The sequence below is a fragment of the Sphingomonas sp. M6A6_1c genome (assembly GCF_053345135.1).
In genome coordinates this window covers 170,026-186,988 of record NZ_JBKEZO010000007.1, presented here as the reverse complement: position 1 = coordinate 186,988, position 16,963 = coordinate 170,026, and the positions used below count along the sequence as shown (strand labels likewise).

Genomic DNA, 16,963 nt, shown 5'->3' with positions numbered 1-16,963 from the left:
CATGTCGAAGATCGAAGAGGTCCAGGCGACCGTCAAGAACACCCCCGGCCTCGGCAAGAAGATGGCGAAATACGGCGCGATCGGCGCGGTCGTGGCGATCCCGATCCCGTTCGTCGGGCCGGTGCTGGGTGCGCTGGTCGGCGCGGGCGTCGCCTACGCCAAGCGCAAGGATTGATCGCCTGAATGCGTTGCCCGTTCTGCGGCCATGAAGACAGCCAGGTGAAGGACAGCCGCCCCACGGAAGATGGGGCGGCGATCCGGCGCCGGCGCCAGTGCGAAGGCTGCGCGGCGCGCTTCACCACCTTCGAGCGGATCCAGCTGCGCGATCTGTGGGTGCTCAAGAGCACCGGCAGCGGCGGGGTGCGGCGCGAGCCGTTCGATCGCGAGAAATTGCTGCGCTCGGTATCGATCGCGACGCGCAAGCGACCGATCGAACCGGTGCGGATCGAGAAACTGGTCAGCGGCATCCAGCGCCAGCTCGAGACGCAGGGCGAGAGCGAGGTGTCGTCGAAGCGGATCGGCGAGATGGTGATGGACGGGCTCAAGGGGCTCGATTCGGTTGCCTATATCCGCTTTGCCAGCGTCTATCGCGACTTCAGCGAGGCGCGCGACTTCGAGGAATTCGCCGGCACCGTCGAGCAGGCGGGGCGCGCCGAATGAAGCCGGTCATCGTGCTCGTCCGCCCGCAGCTCGGCGAGAATATCGGCAAGGCGGCGCGCGCCATGCTCAATTTCGGCCTCACCGACATGCGGCTGGTCAGCCCGCGCGACGGCTGGCCCAATCCGCAGGCGGGGCCGGCGGCGAGCGGTGCCGACAGCGTGCTCGCCGACGCGCAGGTGTTCGACAGCGTCGCCGACGCGGTGGCGGATTGCGCGCACGTCTATGCGACGACGGTGCGCAAGCGCGGCATCACCAAGCCGGTGGTGACTCCCGAGATCGCGGCGCGCGACATCCACGCCGCGCCGGAGCGGTCGGCGATCCTGTTCGGGCCGGAGCGATCGGGGCTGGAGACCGACGACGTCGCGCTGGCGCGGACGATCGTCACCGTGCCGATCAACCCCGCATTCGGCAGCCTCAACCTCGCGCAGGCGGTGATCCTCGTCGCCTACGAATGGTCGAAGGGCGAGGCGCTCGCACAGCCGTCGATCAACCCGATCGAGCCGCCCGCGCCGCATGAGGAACTGGAGGGGATGATCCTCCAGCTCGACGACATGTTGGAGCGCGCCAATTTTTTCTTCCCGCCCGAACGGGTGTTCCAGACGCGGCGGACGCTGCGCACGCTGCTGACCAAGCCCGGCTGGTCGTCGCAGGAGGTGCGGACAGTGCGCGGCGTCTTGTCGGCGCTGGACGGCGCCAAGGTCCGCCGGGTCGAGGCTCAGCGCCGGTCGAACGACGCCAGTTCGTAGGCGATCGACGCCTCGACGAGCTGCTCCCACAGATCGGCGATGACCGCGCCGGGCAGGCCGAGCGACTCCGCCACGGCGCGGGCATTGGCGATGACCTGCGTCTTGCGCGCCTCGTCGCGGACGTGGGCGCGCTCCGGCTTGATACGCGCCGCGGCGTCCATATAGGCGAAGCGGCGCGCGAGCAGCGCGACCAGCTCGCGGTCGAGCGCGTCGACGCCGGCGCGCACCTCGGTCATCGTCGTGCAGTCGGGGCCGGGCAGGGGTGTCGTCATGCCCGCCGTGTGACGCGGCGGCGCGACGCTGTCCAGCTTGACTTGGCGGCACGGCCCGTCTAGGCGGCCGCCTTCGCAACAGCCCCCGCACCCCGGTGAAGCGGATGGCCTGCCCCCGTCAGGGATCAGCAGAGCGATACCGGGATCAACCCCGCCGCATGGCTTGCCATGGGACGGGATCACGTCGTTACAGTTGCCAAGGAATCACTATGTCGAAGCGCCATAGCGCCAAGCACAAGCTCGACCGTCGTCTCGGCGAGAACATCTGGGGCCGGCCGAAGAGCCCGGTCAACAAGCGCGAATACGGCCCGGGCCAGCACGGCCAGCGCCGCAAGGGCAAGGTGTCGGACTTCGGCATCCAGCTGCGCGCCAAGCAGAAGCTCAAGGGCTATTACGGCGACGTCACCGAGAAGCAGTTCAAGGCCTGCTACACCGAAGCCGCCCGCATGAAGGGCGACACCAGCCAAAACCTGATCGGCCTGCTCGAGCAGCGTCTCGACATGATCGTCTATCGCGCCAAGTTCGCGCCGACGATCTTCGCCGCGCGCCAGATCGTCAGCCACGGCCACATCCGCGTCAACGGCGTGAAGTGCAACATCGCGTCGCGCCGCTGCTTCGTCGGCGACGAGATCACCCTGGGCACCAAGGCCAAGGAAATGGCGCTCGTCCTCGAGGCGCAGAACCTCGCCGAGCGTGAGATCCCCGATTACGTCGCGCCGGACGGCAACGCCAAGATCACCTTCGTCCGCGTGCCGACGCTCGACGAAGTGCCTTACCCGGTGAAGATGGAACCGAACCTGGTCGTCGAGTTCTACTCGCGCTGATTTCGGGTCTTCCGGTTTCGGATTTGGAAGGGCGGTCCTTGCGGGCCGCCCTTTTTGATTCACGCGAAGACGCGAAGGTGTCGCGCGCGCGGCGTCCGCGCCGTGCAGCGCAGGCGTGGCCCTCTCTCTACCTCTTCGCACCTTCGCGTCTTCGCGTGATTCATTCTTTGCGCGCAGAGGCGCAGAGAGCGCAGAGGATGTTGCGCTCAGGTCGGGCTGGGCGGCTCCCGGCTTCGTGATGAAGCGCCTCCGGCGCCAGCGGCGTAACCCCTCTGCGTCCTTCGCGCCTCTGCGCGCAAAACCCTTCATCTCCACGCCTGCGCGCGAGCCCGTGGACAAGGCCGCGCGCGGGCGGCAAAAGGCCGGCCACGCTGCCATCCATGCGGAGTAATCGATGCGTCGTTTCGTTCTTGCGGCCCTGCTCGCCACGCCCGGCATGGCGCTCGCCCAATCCGCGCCGCCGATCTCGGTCGAGACGATGAAGGCGGTCACCAAGACCCTGTCGTCGGACGCCTTCGAAGGCCGCGCGCCGGGCAGCGCCGGCGAGGAGAAGACGCTCGCCTATCTCAAGGCGCAGTTCGAGAAGGCGGGGCTCAAGCCCGGCAACAAGGGCAGCTGGCTGCAGGACGTGCCGCTGGTCGAGATCACCGCGCAGAACGTCACGCCGCTGACGATCACCGGCGGCAAGACGCCGCTCAGCCTCGCTTATGGCAAGGACATGGTGATCGGCACCTATCGCGTCACGCCGCACATCGACGTCAAGGACAGCGACATCGTCTTCGCCGGTTACGGCATCAACGCGCCCGAGAAGGGCTGGAACGATTATGCCGGGCTCGACGTCAAGGGGAAGACGGTGATCGTCCTGATCAACGATCCCGACTGGCAGACGCCGGGGCTGACCGGCCCGTTCAACGGCCGTGCGATGACCTATTACGGCCGCTGGACGTATAAATATGAGGAAGCGGCGCGGCAGGGCGCGGCGGCGGTGATCATCGTCCACCAGACCGAGCCTGCGGCCTATGGCTGGAACGTCGTCCAGTCGAGCAACACCGGCGCGGCGCACGTCGCCGATGCCGCAAACGGCCATATGGACGACAGCGCCGCGCACGGCTGGATGCAGCTCGACAAGGCGCGCGCGCTGTTCGCCAGCGCGGGGAAGGACTTCGATAGCCTCGCCGCGGCGGCAAAGGTGAAGGGCTTCAAGCCGGTGCCGCTCGGGCTGAAGGCGTCGGTGAGCTTCGACAACCAGATCAAGAAGCAGATCTCGCACAATGTCGTCGGCATCCTGCCGGGGCGCGAGGCGCCGGACGAATATGTGCTGCTGTCGGCGCATTGGGATCACCTCGGCCATTGCACCCCGGTCAACGGCGACGGCATCTGCAACGGCGCGGTCGACAATGCCGACGGCACCGCGGCGCTGGTCGCGCTGGCGGAGGCGAATGCCAAGGCCGGGCCGGCGCGCCGCTCGATGGTGTTCGTCGCGCTGACGGCCGAGGAATCGGGGCTGCTCGGCTCGGCTTATTATGGCGAGAATCCGGTCTATCCGCTCGCGAAGACGGTGGGCGGCGCCAATATGGACGCGCTCGCCATGTACGGCCCGTCGAAGGACGTGATCGTGATCGGCCCGGGCAAGTCGCAGCTCGACGGCTATCTCACCGCCGCGCTCAAGCGCCAGGGCCGCACCGCGACGCCCGAACCGACCCCGGAGAAGGGCTTCTATTATCGCTCCGACCATTTCAGCCTCGCCAAGCACGGGGTGCCGATGGTCTATTTCGAGACCGGTCAGAATCTGGTGAAGGGCGGGCTCGCCGCGGGGCAGGCGGCGGCGAAGGATTACGAGGAGAATCGCTATCACGCGCCCTCAGACGAATATGATCCCAATTGGGACTGGAGCGGCGTGCAGCAGGATGTCGGCCTGTATTATATGATCGCGCGCGATCTCGCCGACGGCCGCGACTGGCCGAACTGGACGCCCGGCGACGAATTCCGCGCGATCCGCGACAGGAGCCGCGCCAGCCTGGGATCCGCGAAGTGACCGTCGTTCCGCCGCCTGCCGAATGGGCGCCGCATGATGCGGTGTGGATCGGCTTTCCAAGCCATCCCGAATTGTGGGAGGAAGATCTCGATCCCGCGCGCGAGGAGGTGGTCGCCTTCGCCCGTGCGGTCCATGCCGGGGGGCGCGGCGAAACCGTGATTCTCGTCGCCGCCGATGCCGAGGCGGGCAACGCCGCCAGCCGGATGGCGCCGTTCGCCGAGGTGGTGGTCGAGCCGTTCGGCGATATCTGGCTGCGCGATACGGGGCCGATCCTGCTCGGCAACGGCGAAGCGTGCGACTTCGGCTTCAACGGCTGGGGCGGCAAATACGATCTGCCCGGCGACGATACGATCGGCATGCGCCTCGCCAAGCGGCACGGCCGCCGCGTCGGCTATTGCAACTGGGTGCTCGAAGGCGGCGCGATCGACGGCGACGGCACCGGCGTCGTCGTGACGACCGAGCAATGCCTGCTCAACGCCAACCGCAACCCGACGCTGGACAAGGCGCAGATCGAGGCGCGGTTGCGCGGCGACCTGGGGCTGACCAAGGTGGTGTGGCTGGGCGACGGGCTGCTCAACGACCATACCGACGGCCATGTCGACAATCTCGCCCGCTTCGTCGGCGAGGGGCGGCTGGCGCTGCCGGAAGCCGCCGAGAACGATCCCAATTGGCAGGTCTATCAACATGCGCTGCGCGACGCGCGGGCGGCGGGGCTGGAGGTGGTGACGATCCCGTCGCCGGGCCGCGTGCTGCGCGACGAGGAGGTCGTGCCGGCGAGCTATATGAACTTCTACATCGGCAATGCCGCGGTGGTCGTGCCGCTGTACGGCGCCGAGAACGATGCCGCCGCGGTGCGCGCGGTGCAGGCGCTGTTCCCCGACCGCGAGGCGGTGGGGCTACGCGCCGACCATATCCTGACTGGGGGTGGCAGCTTCCACTGCATCAGCCAGCAGATCCCGGCGGGGGTGTGATCGCCGGTCGGCGTGGGTGACCTTCGATCCACCCACTCCGTGAAAGGGGCGAGCACCCGAGCCCCACGCAAGGGGTGACGACTCACGTCCGGCCCCTTATGTGGCGCGCATGACCCAGATCACCGTCGCCGCGCTGCAGCTCGCCTTCTCCGACGATATCGATGCGAACATCGCCAACGTCTCGCGCCTAGTGCGCGAGGCGGCGGGGCGGGGCGCGCAGGTGATCCTGCCGCCCGAATTGTTCGAGGGCGAATATTTCTGCCGCGTCGAGGACGAGGGACTGTTCGCCAATGCCGCGCCGGTGCGCGAGCACAAGGCGGTGCTGGCGATGCAGGCGCTCGCCGAGGCGCTCGAGGTGACGATCCCGACCAGCTTCTTCGAGGCGGACGGGCCGCATTATTACAACAGCCTGGCGATGATCGGTCCCGACGGCGAGGTGCAGGGCGTCTATCGCAAGAGCCACATCCCCGACGGCCCCGGTTACGAGGAGAAATTCTACTTCCGCCCCGGCAACACCGGCTTCAAGGTCTGGCCGGCGCCGCCGACCGCGCCGGGCTGGACGCTCGGCGTCGGCGTCTGCTGGGACCAATGGTATCCCGAGACCGCGCGCGCGCTGATGCTGATGGGCGCGCAGGTGCTGTTCTACCCGACCGCGATCGGTAGCGAGCCGCACGACACCAGCCTCGATACCGCCCGGCTGTGGCGGCGCGCGATGGTCGGCCATGCCGTGTCCAACGTCGTGCCGGTCATTGCCGCCAACCGGATCGGCACCGAACACGGCCAGCATTTCTACGGCACCAGCTTCATCGTCGACGAGCGCGGCGACGTACTCGCCGAACTCGGCCGCGACGAGGAGGGCGTGATCGCCGCGACGCTCGACCTCGACCGGGTCAAGCGCCACCGCGCCGCCTTCGGTTTCTTCCGCGATCGCCGGCCCGAGTTGTACGGGCGGCTCGTTCAGGACGTCTGACGCAGCGCCGCCGCGCGGGCGAACACCGATTCAAACATTGCTTCGTCGAGCCGGCCGGTGTTCTGGTTGTAGCGCGACGGGTGGTAGCTATCGATGAGGATGCGGCCGTCGGGCATGCGGTGCTCGGCGCCATGCGCGAAATTGGCCTTGGGCAGGCGACCGCCCATCACCTTGACCGCCGACTGGTGCGCGACCTGCCCCAGGGCGACGACGATGCGGACGTTGGGCAGCGCCGCGATCTCGCCGCCGAGGAACGGGCGGCAGGTGCGGATCTCCTCGGGCGTCGGCTTGTTGGCCGGCGGCAGGCATTTGACCGCGTTGACGACGATCGCCCCGGTCAGCGCGAGATCGTCGGTGACGCGATTGGCAAAGGTGCCGGTGGCGAGGCCGAGCTTGCCGAGCGTCGCGAACAGCAAGGCGCCCGAATGGTCGCCGGTGAACGGGCGGCCAGTACGGTTGGCGCCGTGCAGCCCCGGCGCGAGGCCGACGATCGCCAGCCACGCCTCGGGATCGCCGAAGGCGGGGACAGGGGCGTTCCACCACGTCGGATTGTCGATCCGCAACGCCTCGCGTGCGGCGACGAGCCGCGGGCAGCGCGGGCAGTCGCGCGGCGGCTCGACCGCGGCGAGCGGGTCTTGGGCGGGCAGGTCGGTGGCGATGTCGGGCGCGAGCGTATCGAAGGTCATCGCTTTCGCCTAAAGCCCCGGGATGGCGACGGCAATCTATGCGATCGGGATCGGATCGAACCGCCGCGGGCGGCACGGCGGCCCCGCCGACGAGGTGCGCGCGGCGATCACGGCGATCGGCGGGCTGGTTTCGGCGTCGCCGGTGATCGGCTCGGCGCCGCTGGGGCCGTCGATCCGCCGCTTCGCCAATGCCGCGATCCTGATCGCCAGCGACGAGGCGCCGCCGGTGCTGCTCACCCGGCTCAAGGCAATCGAGGCGGCATTCGGCCGACGACGCGGGCGGCGCTGGGGCGCGCGGGTGATCGACCTCGATATCCTGCTCTGGTCGGGCGGGGTCTGGTGCGATCCGCGGCTGACCGTGCCGCATGCGGCGCTGGCCGCGCGCGGCTTCGTGCTGGGGCCGCTCGCACGGATCGCGCCGGACTGGCGCGTACCGCCGCGGGCGCGAACGGTCAGACAATTGTCACATGCGGTTGACCGACCGCGCCCCCGCGCCTAGGTGCCCCGGATCGATGGCGGGGGTCCGTAGCTCAGTCGGTAGAGCAAGCGACTTTTAATCGAGAGGTCCCGGGTTCGAGCCCCGGCGGACCCACCATCGACGCTTTCCGGGGGCATCCACCCGCCCCCTTCGACCAGGCGGGTACCAGGCGATCCGCTGCGGGGGCCGACTGCCCGGTTCAGCGGTCTGCTTCCATCCTCCCGGGATAGCCGCGGCGCATGCGAAATATCCGCTCCTTGTCCGCGGCATTATCGTCGTCGACGGCGGCCCATTCCCGGCGCGTGTGACACGTCTTCGTGGTGAAGTGGCTACCCGTCACATCTTCGATCCGGCAGATCTTGGCGTCGGGATCACGCGAGAGCGACTTGGCCGGCGCCGCGGTCTTCGGCGGCGCAGTCTGGGCGGAGCCGCTGCTCGAATAGATCATGATCGCCGCAGCTGTGACAAACGAACTGATATGCAAGCGGCATCTCCCCCGTCACGACAATGTCAGCAACATTGACTATACTGCGTGGCAGAGCAAGCCCGCAGGCGTCCCGTCGCCGATGAGATCATGGTAGCGTCGGGTAACGGAGGGGGCGCGGGTGGCGGATGGAACGATCCGGCGGGCGACAGCGCTTCGTCATCGATCTGATCGCAAAGGACCCTTGATGAAGCCGCATGTCGCCTGCCTGATGATGTCGTCGGTGGACGGTCGTCTGCATCCCAGCCGCTATACCGCCAGCCCCGATGGAACGCCGAAGGCATGGAGCGGCGTCTACGAGCGGCTGCACGATGCGATGGCGGCGGACGCGTGGCTGGTCGGGCGGGTGACGATGGCGGAGATGTCGAAGGCTGCGGCACATCCGACCGCCGCCGCCGCGGGTGTGGCCGTGACGAGACCCGTCCACGTCGCCGCCACGGCCGACGGCTATGCGGTCGCGGTCGATCGGGCGGGCAAGCTGCACTTCGCGAAGGGCGATATCGGCGGCGATCACGTGATCGTGCTGCTCGGCGCCGATGTCGCGGACGAACATCTGGCGGAGCTCGCCGGCGACGGCGTGTCCTATATCGTCGCCGACGCGGCCGACATCGATCTCGCGGCCGCGCTCGACACGCTCGGCGCGCAATTCGGCATCCGCCGACTGCTGCTGGAAGGCGGCGGCGGCATCAACGGATCGATGCTGGCGGCGGGACTGGTCGACGAGCTGCACGTGCTGGTCGCGCCGGCGCTCGATGGCGGCGAGGGCGTGCAGGGCATCGTCTCGCACGGCGAGGACGGGCTGGCCGGTGCGGTGACGCTGTCGTTCCGATCCGCCGTGCCGATGGACCATGGCGTCGTCCATCTCGCTTATGACGTGCGGGCGGTCAGGCGCTCTCCGTAGGACGCGAGCTGAGTTCGAGCCAGTCGAGCTCCTGCTCGACCGCGCGATAGGCTTCGTCGCCGATCGTCCCGGCGCTGCGCAGCGTATCGAGCGCGTGGCGCGACGCGGGTAGCACACGCTGGCGCAACGCATTGTCGGACGAGGTGCGCGGATCCTCGCCGGCCCGCGCGACGCCGAGCGCTTCGCGATATTCGTGGCGCAGCCGCTCGGCCGCCGGCCCCGGTTCGCCGTCGAGGACCTGCATCGCCGCGCCGATCGCGGCCGATCGTGCGGTGGCGATCTCATCCTCGACGATGGTGTCGGGCGGGAAGTGCAGCGCGTGGAGGAGCGGTTTGAGCGTCAGGCCCTGGACGACCAAAGTCCCGAGCACCACGACGAAGGCGACGAGCAGGATGAAATCGCGATAGGGGAAATCGGCGGGGAGGGCGAGCGCGGCCGCCAGCGTGACGATGCCGCGCATGCCCGACCATCCGACCAGCAGGCCGCTCTTGAACGTGGCGGTCCAGCTGCGCGGTGCGTCGCCCGGCGCCCGCGACAGCCGGTGCGAGGCGCCGTACACCAAGACCCAGGCGAGCCGGACGAGGATGACGACGACGAGGATCGCTAGAGCATAGAGCGGATAGGTCGCGCGTTCCCCGCCATCCAGCCGCTCCATGATCGGGCCGAGCTGCAATCCGATCGTCGTGAACGCCAGCACGTTGAGGACCAGCGTCATCGTCTCCCATGTCGCGAACGACAGGATGCGCACCGACGTCCGCGACGATCCCGAGGCGCGGCGGCCCGCGGTCAGCCCGAACACGACGATCGTGACCACGCCCGACAGTTCGAGCCGTTCGGCGACGATCCACACGCCGAAGGTCGTCACGAACTGGAGGATCGTGGCGATCGCCGGATGCTCGATCGGCGCGGTGATGCGGCCGACGAGCACCGCAAGCAGCCAGCCCACTACGACGCTGCCGACCGTGACCAGCGCGAATGCCGGCACCGCATCGACGACCCGGAAGCCGCCAACCGCGACCGCGGTCACCGCCAGCTTGTAGACGAGCAGCGACGAGGCATCGTTGAGCAGGCTTTCGCCCTCCAGGATCGAGCGGATGCGATGCGGCGGCGCGACCGAGCGCATCACCGCCAGCGCGGCGACGGCATCGGGGGGCGCGAGCAGCGCGCCGAGCGCGATCGCCGCCGCCCACGGCATGTTTGGCAGGAAGACGCGCGAGACGCAGGCGACCGCAATGGTGGTCAGCCCGACCGCGACGAGCACCAGCGACAGCACCGGCCGCCAATTCGCCCGCAGGTCGCGCAGCGACGTGTCGTGGGCGGCATCGAGCAGGACCGGTGCGACGAACAGCGCGAGGATCAGCTCCGGCGGCAGGCCGAGCCGCGGCACCCCGGGGATCAGGGCGACCAAGACGCCGCCGACCGCGAGCAGCGTCGGATAGGGCACACCGATCCGCCCGGCGAGCATCGAGAGCAGCGCGGCGCCCAGCAGCAGCAGCAGGATCGTCTCGAACACCAGCACGGTTTGTCCCCTTGCGCCGCCTTCCTCGTCGATCGAGCCGGTACGCCGGCGAAGAACGTGCGGCGCCGCGGAACGGCGCCGTGGCTAGCGGATCGTGTTCCCGGCCGTGCTCACTGGGTCACAACCGGCGCGGGCGGCCGCTCCGCGCGACCGCCACCACCAGCACGACGCCGACGATGATCGCGGTGTCGGCGACCCAGTCCATGATGTCGCAGTCGCGGTGCAATACCGGAACCGACTGCACCAGCTCGATCATCGCGCCGAGGAAGCTCAGCCGTTCGGCGATGCGGCCGAGCGGTGCGCGCGGCCAGCCGGCGCAGGCGAGCACGGTGAGCGTGCCGAACGCGGTCATATGCTGCCATTTGTCCAGAACGTCGACGGTGACCGGCGGGCGCGGCGACAGCGCCATGACCAGGGCGAAGAGAAGAGCCGCCCAGAACAGCAACCGTGCGATCGGCGCGACGCGCGCCTGCGAAAGTCCAACCATGGCGCGCGCCCTACGGCCGCCGGCGGTGCGCGTCTACCAGCGGTCGGGCGCCGGCCGGCGCGCGAGCACGGCGGCGATCGCGTCCTGGACGATCAGCGTGGCGCCGCCGCCGCCCCAGCCGGGACGATAATGGCGGTCGCGATACGCCGCATAGAGCCGCCGCAGCCGCGCGGCGACGCTGGGCGCGGAGAAGACGGCGTGGCGCGCGGTGTAGAAGGCGGCGACCTGCGACCAGCGATCGGCGGCGGTGTGGAAGTCCGGCGATTCGATGCCGTCGCGGACGCTGGCCAGCAGGCGTGCGGTGTCGGCGGCGATCCGCTGTCGCTGCGCGATATAGGTGGGGTATTTCTCCACCGCCTTGCGGACCCGGCCGATCATCGTGGTCCGGGTGCGGCCGAAGACGTTGCCGCCGTGCTGGCGGTAGGACGCGAGCGGCTCGTCGATATAGCAGATGCTGCCGAACAGGCCGGCGACGAGATAGAACCAGCGATCGTGCGACATCGGCCGGTCATATTCGATGAGGTCGCGCGGTCGCGCCGCCGGGTCGATCCACTGGAGCAACCGGCGGTCGATCGTACAGGTGAAGCCGAGGAACACGCCCCATGGCTCGAAGGTCCGGCCTTGCAGGATCGCGCGCTTCGACAGGTTGGCGGACTGGCCGGTCGCCGCGCCGGCATCGTCGATCAGGTCGACGCGATGCGAGCACATCAATGCCCCCGTCGCCGCCATCGCATCCAGCGAGCGGGCGATCTTGGCCGGATGCCAGATGTCGTCCTGATCGCAGAAGGCGATATAGCGGCTCTCGCAGAGCCGGATCGCCTTCATGAAGTTTTCGGAAAAGCGCAGCCGCACGTCGTTGCGATAGAGTCTGACCGGGAAAGGCGCGGTGCGCGCGAATGTTTCGATGATCGCGACGGTACGGTCGGTCGACAGATCGTCGCAAATGACCAGTTCGGCGGGAAGGCGTTCCTGCGCGGCGAGCGAGCGGAGTTGTTCGGCGATGAACCGTTCGCCGTTGTACGTCGCCATGGCGACGGAGACATGAGCCGCCTGCACGCTGATTCCCTCCATGATTTTTCTTTAACCATGTACCGCGTGGAGGGTGGGCGCAATGCAACCTGCGCCGACGATTGCGCCAGGTCGGTGCCGAACCGGGATTCCCGTGCGGCCGGACCGGCCCGCCCCGTCGGGGCGGGCGGGCGGGATCATCCGCGGCGCTTGAGCAAGCCGTGCATGTCCATCCAACGGGCGAATTCCTCGAACCAGCCGGTGCTGGTCGTCGGTTTCGGGTACATGCCGAAGCCATGGCCGCCCTGTTCGAACAAATGGAATTCGACCGGCCGCTTGGCGGTGCGCCAGCTTTCGATCAGGCCGAAGCCGCCATTGGCGAAGAACGGATCGTCGGAGGCGAGCGCGACGAACATCGGCGGCGCATCGGCGGGCACGGTGACCGCCGTCAACGGACCGTAGATGTTGCCGATGAAGGCGGGCTTGGCGTCGCCGCCGGACAGCGTCGTCGCCATCGTCAGCATCGCGCCGGCGGAGAAGCCGACCATGCCGATCCGGTCGGCATCGACGTGCCATTCGCCGGCACGCTTGCGGACCAAAGCGAAGGCCGCGCGGGCGTCGGCGATCTGCGGCGCGAGGCTGGCCGCCATCGCATCGGCGCGCGGCCGCGGCGGGCGGGCGCCGGGACCGAAGATCTCCGCCATCGAGCGTTCGAAGCCGGGCATATCCGCGGGCGTCGGGTTGAGCCGGTATTTCAGCACGAAGGCGGCGACGCCCTTGGCGGCGAGCGCCCGCGCGACGTCCCAGCCCTCATTCTCCATCGACAGCGTGCGGAAGCCGCCGCCGGGCGCGACGATGACCGCGGCACCGGTCGCCTTGGCGGGATCGGGCAGGAAGGGGGTCAGCGTCGCGACGGTGACGTTGCGGGTGAAAACACTGCCATATTGGCTGTGCCACGCCTCCGGCGCGGTGGCGCCGGGCAGCTTGCCGGTGTCGAGCGTGATCGCGCCGGGCTGCGCCGGGGTGGGGATCGGCACCATCTTGTCGCTCTGCGCCTGAACGGGTGCGGTCAACGTCGCGGCGGCGAGGATGCCGACCCCGATCGGGCGCAGCAGATGGGCGATCGCGGCGGCGTGGATACGGTGTCTCATGTTCGCTCTCCCTGATGATCGATGTCGGTATGGGTCATTTGCCGCCGGCACGGGGCCGGGGCGACAGCCAGCCACCGTCCGCGAGCCAGTCGTCGAGCCGGTCGGGCCAGTGCAGGATCGAGATGCGATCCGATTCGTCGAGATTGAAGGCGTGATCGCTGTCGGCGTACATATGCAGCTCCGCCGAGACGCCGGCCTTGCGCAATTGTTCGTACAGCGCGACCGAGGGCGGCGCGCAGCAGGCGTCGCGGCTGCCCGCGACGATGAAGGCGGGCGGCGCGCCGGCGATCGCCTTGGCGGGGATGCCGCGCGGGCCAGGGAAGACGAGCACCTGGAAATCGGGGCGCGCGGGCAGGCGGTCGATCGCATCCACCGCGGGCCGGCCGGCGGGTTCGGGATTGTCGGCGATCTGCGACACCAGCTCGCCGCCGGCGGAGAATCCCATCGCGCCGACGCGGGCGGGGTCGATTCCGTAATCGGCGGCATGCGCGCGCACCCAGCGTATGGCGCGGCGGGCGTCGTCGGCGGCGTCGCCCTCGACCGAATAGGGGGAGCCGGGCTCGTTCGCCAGCCGGTATTTGAGGACGAAGGCGGTGACGCCCATGCGGTTGAGCGCGGTGGCGACCTTGGTCCCCTCGTTGGTCCAGACGAGCAGTTTGTGGCCGCCGCCGGGCATCACGACGATCGCCGCGCCGTTGCTGTGGCGGGGATCGGCGGGGAAGGCGATCAGCGAGGGATCGTGGATGTTGCGCACCCAATAATCGCGGGCGACCTCGGCTTCCTGCCGGCGCGCGCGCGATCCGGGGGCGCCATCGGGCCAGAGCTTGATCGCCGTATAGGTCGGCGCGGCTTGCGGGGCGGGGTCCTGCGCGGGCGACGGCGCCGCCGCCAGCAGGACCGCCAAGGCGAAGGCTCGGCGCATCATCACTCTCCCATATGTCCGGTCGCCGTGTTCGACGTTCCGGGTCCCGGCATCGCCGGGGAGGCGCCCGGCCCCGTCAGGGGCCGGACACGCGAGGCTTAGAGGAAACGGTTGATCAGGTTCTCGAGCCGCTCCTGGCCACCCGAGCGCGGCTGCGGATCGATGTCTTGCTGGATCGCGAGATCGGCGATGCCGGCGAGGTCGAGATCGGCGATCTTGCCGCCGAACTCACCCGTCCAGCCCGCGTAACGCTCGGTCTTGGCGGCGTCGAGACGACCGTCCTCGATCAGCGCGGCGGCGTTGAGCAGGCCCTTGGCGACGACGTCGATGCCGCCGACATGGCCGTGGAACAGGTCGATCGCGTCGATCGACTGGCGGCGGACCTTGGCGTCGAAGTTGAAGCCGCCGGTGGTGAAGCCGCCGGCGCGCAGGATCTCGACCATCGCCAGCGTCAGTTCCTCGACCGAATTGGGGAATTGGTCGGTATCCCAGCCGTTCTGCGGATCGCCGCGGTTGGCGTCGATCGAGCCGAAGATGCCGAGCGCGCTGGCGGTGGCGATCTCATGCTCGAAGGTGTGGCCCGACAGCGTGGCGTGGTTCGCCTCGATGTTGACGCGCACCTCGTTCTCGAGGCCGTAGCGCTTGAGGAAGCCGTACACCGTCGCGGTGTCGAAGTCGTACTGGTGCTTGGTCGGCTCGTGCGGCTTCGGTTCGATCAGGATCGTGCCGGTGAAGCCGATCTTGTGCTTGTGCTCGACGACGAGGCTGAGGAAGCGGCCGAAATTGTCGAGCTCGCGCTTCATGTCGGTGTTGAGCAGCGTCTCATAGCCTTCGCGGCCGCCCCACAAGACGTAGTTCTGGCCGCCGAGGCGATGCGTCGCCTCGAGCGCGTCGCGCACCTGCATCGCACCGAAGGCATAGACCTCGGGATCGGGGTTGGTCGCGCCGCCGGCGGCGAAGCGCGGGTGGCTGAACAGGTTGGCGGTGCCCCACAGCAGCTTGCGACCCGACGAGGCCTGCAGCTTTTCGAGGTGATCGACGGCTTCCGCGAAATAGCGGCGATGTTCGGTGACGTTGGCGGCATCGGCCATCACGTCGACGTCGTGGAAGCAATAATAAGGCACGTCGAGCTTCTGGAAGAAGTCGAACGCGACCTCGCGCTTCTCGGCCGCGGCGGCGCTGTCGTTGGGGCCGCGATGCCACGGGCGGTTGAAGGTGCCGCCGCCGAACACGTCGGAGCCGGGCCAGCAGAAGGTGTGCCAGAAGCAGGCGGCGAAGCGCAGATGCTCTTCCATCGTCTTGCCGAGCACGACGCGGTTCTTGTCGTAGAAGCGGTAGGCGAGCTCGTTGTCGCTGTCCGGTCCTTCGTAGCGGATCTGGGGGATGTCGGCGAAAAAGTCGGCCATCAGAGGGTCCTTATGCGGGGGTAGGCGTCGCGGAACGCGGCGCCCTTGGGGGCTAGGCGCTCGACGAGCGCCGGATCGGGGGTGATGACGTGGGACACGGGCGGCGCCTGGCAGACGTCGGCGGGGCTGCCGCCGTCGACCGCGAGCTGGGCGAGGCGGGCGGCGCCGAGCGCCGGGCCGACCTCGCCGCCTTGCAGGTAGACGAGCTCGACGTCCATCGTCGCGGCGAGCGTTTCGCCCCAATAGCGCGAACGCGCGCCGCCGCCGATCACCGACAGGCGCTCGATCGTCGTGCCGGCATCGCGCAGCACGCGGATGCCGTCGGCGAGCGCGAAGCCGACGCCCTCCAGCACCGCCTGCGCCAGCCGGTCTGGACCGGTGTCGTTGTCGAGCCGGAGGAAGGCGCCGCGGACCTGCGCGTCGTTATGGGGGGTGCGTTCGCCGGAGAGATAGGGGAGGAACAGCTCCGGCCCGGCACCCGGTCCGGCGCGCTCGGCGCGCGCGAACAGGTCCGCGGCACCCGCCGCGCCGGTGATCCTGGCGACCCAGTCGATGCACGAGGCGGCGGACAGGTGAACCGCCATCTGGTGCCACATATCGGGCAGGCAGTGGCAGAAGGCATGGACCGCGCCCGCGACATTGGGGCGGAAGCGGTCGGTGGCGACGAAGATCACGCCCGAGGTGCCGAGCGACAGCAACGCATCGCCGTCGCGCACCGCGCCGACCCCCGCCGCGCCGGCGGCATTGTCGCCGCCGCCGCCGGCGACGGGCACGCTGCCCATGCCCCAGAGTTCGGCGATCTCGGGGCGCAGGCGGCCCGCGACGGCGCTGCCCTCGACCAGCGCCGGCATCTGCGCTTCGGTCAGGCCGGTGGCGGCGAGCAGCGTGTCGCTCCACCGCCGGCCGGCGACGTTGAGCCACAGCGTGCCTGCTGAATCGGACATATCCGACAGCTTTTCGCCGGTCATCTGCAGCCGGACGTAATCCTTGGGCAGCAGCACGGTGGCGATCTGCGCGAACGTCTCCGGCTCGTGATGGCGCACCCATTGCAGCTTGGGCGCGGTGAAGCCGGGCATCGCGAGATTGCCGGCGATGTCATGCAGCGCGGGCACCTCGGCTTCCAGCTCGACGCATTCGGCGTGCGAGCGGCCGTCGTTCCACAGGATCGCCGGGCGCAGCGGACGGTCGTCGGCTCCGAGCAGCGTCGCGCCGTGCATCTGGCCGGCGAGGCCGATGCCGCGCACCGCGCGGCGGACGTCCGGGTCGATCGCCTGGACTGCGGCGGTCGTCGCCTGCCACCAGGCGTCCGGGTCCTGTTCCGACCACAGGGGCTGCGGTCGCTGCACGGTCAGCGCGGCGGTGCCCTGCCCGACGACGCTGCCGTGGGTGTCGAGGACGACCGCCTTGACCCCGGACGTACCGATATCGATGCCGAGAAACATG

The 16,963-nt window shown here is 69.1% G+C and carries 19 protein-coding genes and 1 tRNA gene; 10 read left to right on the top strand and 10 right to left on the bottom strand.

The genetic code is table 11. The features are described from left to right. Nucleotide 1: 1 nt before the first annotated feature. Genes ACLBWH_RS16205 through ACLBWH_RS16195 form a run of 3 tightly spaced genes read left to right on the top strand, consistent with a single transcriptional unit; the run spans nt 2 to nt 1,406 of the window. Entirely contained in the window at nt 2-175 is a 174-nt protein-coding gene (locus ACLBWH_RS16205; RefSeq protein ID WP_166753199.1) for a small multi-drug export protein, read from the top strand. Between the two features lie 8 nt (nt 176-183). Further along, on the top strand, nt 184-660 hold the full coding sequence (gene nrdR, locus ACLBWH_RS16200) for a transcriptional regulator NrdR (protein ID WP_322848552.1): 477 nt from the start codon (nt 184-186) through the stop codon (nt 658-660). Continuing rightward, nucleotides 657-1,406 carry an RNA methyltransferase gene (locus tag ACLBWH_RS16195; protein WP_322848553.1) on the top strand — a complete coding sequence of 250 codons (750 nt, stop codon included), beginning with the start codon at nt 657-659 and terminating at the stop codon, nt 1,404-1,406. Before nrdR ends, ACLBWH_RS16195 begins: the two co-directional genes overlap by 4 nt. Here ACLBWH_RS16195 and ACLBWH_RS16190 read toward each other — a convergent pair. Next, the gene (locus tag ACLBWH_RS16190) at nt 1,376-1,678 is read right to left on the bottom strand and encodes a chorismate mutase (protein ID WP_447799860.1); all 303 of its coding nucleotides are present in this window, start codon (nt 1,676-1,678) and stop codon (nt 1,376-1,378) included. The genes ACLBWH_RS16195 and ACLBWH_RS16190 overlap by 31 nt on opposite strands. Before the next feature lie 209 nt (nt 1,679-1,887). Here ACLBWH_RS16190 and rpsD point away from each other — a divergent pair, with 209 nt between their 5' ends. The 4 genes from rpsD (at nt 1,888) to aguB (ending at nt 6,478) form a co-directional block, all read left to right on the top strand. After that, nucleotides 1,888-2,502 carry a 30S ribosomal protein S4 gene (rpsD, locus tag ACLBWH_RS16185; protein ID WP_322848555.1) on the top strand — a complete coding sequence of 205 codons (615 nt, stop codon included), beginning with the start codon at nt 1,888-1,890 and terminating at the stop codon, nt 2,500-2,502. Nucleotides 2,503-2,896: 394 nt separating this feature from the next. Then, complete coding sequence (locus ACLBWH_RS16180; RefSeq protein ID WP_447799858.1) at nt 2,897-4,537, top strand: M28 family metallopeptidase; 1,641 nt, start codon at nt 2,897-2,899, stop codon at nt 4,535-4,537. Then, the gene (locus tag ACLBWH_RS16175) at nt 4,534-5,508 is read left to right on the top strand and encodes an agmatine deiminase family protein (RefSeq protein WP_322848557.1); all 975 of its coding nucleotides are present in this window, start codon (nt 4,534-4,536) and stop codon (nt 5,506-5,508) included. The genes ACLBWH_RS16180 and ACLBWH_RS16175 overlap by 4 nt, the downstream gene beginning before the upstream one ends. A gap of 109 nt (nt 5,509-5,617) precedes the next feature. Next, nucleotides 5,618-6,478 (top strand): N-carbamoylputrescine amidase, encoded by an 861-nt coding sequence (aguB, locus tag ACLBWH_RS16170; protein WP_322848558.1) that lies wholly within the window; start codon nt 5,618-5,620, stop codon nt 6,476-6,478. Here the strand turns inward: aguB and ACLBWH_RS16165 are convergent. After that, nucleotides 6,466-7,164 (bottom strand): uracil-DNA glycosylase, encoded by a 699-nt coding sequence (locus ACLBWH_RS16165; RefSeq protein WP_447799856.1) that lies wholly within the window; start codon nt 7,162-7,164, stop codon nt 6,466-6,468. The two genes, aguB and ACLBWH_RS16165, sit on opposite strands and share 13 nt — an antisense overlap. A gap of 22 nt (nt 7,165-7,186) precedes the next feature. Between ACLBWH_RS16165 and folK the strand changes: the two genes are divergently transcribed. Continuing rightward, complete coding sequence (gene folK, locus ACLBWH_RS16160; protein ID WP_447799855.1) at nt 7,187-7,663, top strand: 2-amino-4-hydroxy-6-hydroxymethyldihydropteridine diphosphokinase; 477 nt, start codon at nt 7,187-7,189, stop codon at nt 7,661-7,663. A gap of 20 nt (nt 7,664-7,683) precedes the next feature. Continuing rightward, nucleotides 7,684-7,759, top strand: a tRNA-Lys gene (locus tag ACLBWH_RS16155). Nucleotides 7,760-7,841: 82 nt separating this feature from the next. Here the strand turns inward: ACLBWH_RS16155 and ACLBWH_RS16150 are convergent. Then, nucleotides 7,842-8,126: a hypothetical protein gene (locus tag ACLBWH_RS16150; protein ID WP_322848561.1), complete on the bottom strand. Its 285-nt coding sequence runs from the start codon at nt 8,124-8,126 to the stop codon at nt 7,842-7,844. 187 nt (nt 8,127-8,313) lie between these two features. On the opposite strand from ACLBWH_RS16150, the gene ACLBWH_RS16145 reads away from it, so the two are divergent. Then, nucleotides 8,314-9,027 carry a dihydrofolate reductase family protein gene (locus ACLBWH_RS16145; protein WP_447799854.1) on the top strand — a complete coding sequence of 238 codons (714 nt, stop codon included), beginning with the start codon at nt 8,314-8,316 and terminating at the stop codon, nt 9,025-9,027. Here the strand turns inward: ACLBWH_RS16145 and ACLBWH_RS16140 are convergent. The 7 genes from ACLBWH_RS16140 to xylB form a co-directional block, all read right to left on the bottom strand. Next, nucleotides 9,011-10,546, bottom strand: coding sequence for a cation:proton antiporter (locus ACLBWH_RS16140; RefSeq protein ID WP_447799853.1), 1,536 nt, complete (start codon nt 10,544-10,546; stop codon nt 9,011-9,013). The two genes, ACLBWH_RS16145 and ACLBWH_RS16140, sit on opposite strands and share 17 nt — an antisense overlap. 118 nt (nt 10,547-10,664) lie before the next feature. Continuing rightward, nucleotides 10,665-11,033 (bottom strand): hypothetical protein, encoded by a 369-nt coding sequence (locus ACLBWH_RS16135; RefSeq protein WP_322848564.1) that lies wholly within the window; start codon nt 11,031-11,033, stop codon nt 10,665-10,667. Between the two features lie 33 nt (nt 11,034-11,066). Beyond that, complete coding sequence (locus ACLBWH_RS16130; RefSeq protein WP_447799852.1) at nt 11,067-12,104, bottom strand: glycosyltransferase family 2 protein; 1,038 nt, start codon at nt 12,102-12,104, stop codon at nt 11,067-11,069. Between the two features lie 134 nt (nt 12,105-12,238). Continuing rightward, entirely contained in the window at nt 12,239-13,192 is a 954-nt protein-coding gene (locus ACLBWH_RS16125; RefSeq protein WP_447799851.1) for an alpha/beta hydrolase, read from the bottom strand. 34 nt (nt 13,193-13,226) lie between these two features. After that, entirely contained in the window at nt 13,227-14,117 is an 891-nt protein-coding gene (locus ACLBWH_RS16120) for an alpha/beta hydrolase (RefSeq protein ID WP_447799850.1), read from the bottom strand. Between the two features lie 95 nt (nt 14,118-14,212). Further along, on the bottom strand, nt 14,213-15,523 hold the full coding sequence (gene xylA, locus ACLBWH_RS16115; RefSeq protein ID WP_416222390.1) for a xylose isomerase: 1,311 nt from the start codon (nt 15,521-15,523) through the stop codon (nt 14,213-14,215). Continuing rightward, nucleotides 15,520-16,962, bottom strand: coding sequence for a xylulokinase (xylB, locus tag ACLBWH_RS16110; protein ID WP_447799849.1), 1,443 nt, complete (start codon nt 16,960-16,962; stop codon nt 15,520-15,522). Before xylB ends, xylA begins: the two co-directional genes overlap by 4 nt. Nucleotide 16,963: the final 1 nt, after the last annotated feature.

Coding starts and splice junctions, on each gene's coding strand:
- ACLBWH_RS16205 (WP_166753199.1), top strand. CDS start 2: ATGTCGAAGATCGAAGAGGTCCAGGCGACCGTCAAGAACACCCCCGGC.
- nrdR (WP_322848552.1), top strand. CDS start 184: ATGCGTTGCCCGTTCTGCGGCCATGAAGACAGCCAGGTGAAGGACAGC.
- ACLBWH_RS16195 (WP_322848553.1), top strand. CDS start 657: ATGAAGCCGGTCATCGTGCTCGTCCGCCCGCAGCTCGGCGAGAATATC.
- ACLBWH_RS16190 (WP_447799860.1), bottom strand. CDS start 1,678: ATGACGACACCCCTGCCCGGCCCCGACTGCACGACGATGACCGAGGTG.
- rpsD (WP_322848555.1), top strand. CDS start 1,888: ATGTCGAAGCGCCATAGCGCCAAGCACAAGCTCGACCGTCGTCTCGGC.
- ACLBWH_RS16180 (WP_447799858.1), top strand. CDS start 2,897: ATGCGTCGTTTCGTTCTTGCGGCCCTGCTCGCCACGCCCGGCATGGCG.
- aguB (WP_322848558.1), top strand. CDS start 5,618: ATGACCCAGATCACCGTCGCCGCGCTGCAGCTCGCCTTCTCCGACGAT.
- ACLBWH_RS16165 (WP_447799856.1), bottom strand. CDS start 7,164: ATGACCTTCGATACGCTCGCGCCCGACATCGCCACCGACCTGCCCGCC.
- folK (WP_447799855.1), top strand. CDS start 7,187: ATGGCGACGGCAATCTATGCGATCGGGATCGGATCGAACCGCCGCGGG.
- ACLBWH_RS16145 (WP_447799854.1), top strand. CDS start 8,314: ATGAAGCCGCATGTCGCCTGCCTGATGATGTCGTCGGTGGACGGTCGT.
- ACLBWH_RS16135 (WP_322848564.1), bottom strand. CDS start 11,033: ATGGTTGGACTTTCGCAGGCGCGCGTCGCGCCGATCGCACGGTTGCTG.
- ACLBWH_RS16130 (WP_447799852.1), bottom strand. CDS start 12,104: ATGGAGGGAATCAGCGTGCAGGCGGCTCATGTCTCCGTCGCCATGGCG.
- ACLBWH_RS16125 (WP_447799851.1), bottom strand. CDS start 13,192: ATGAGACACCGTATCCACGCCGCCGCGATCGCCCATCTGCTGCGCCCG.
- ACLBWH_RS16120 (WP_447799850.1), bottom strand. CDS start 14,117: ATGATGCGCCGAGCCTTCGCCTTGGCGGTCCTGCTGGCGGCGGCGCCG.
- xylB (WP_447799849.1), bottom strand. CDS start 16,962: ATGTTTCTCGGCATCGATATCGGTACGTCCGGGGTCAAGGCGGTCGTC.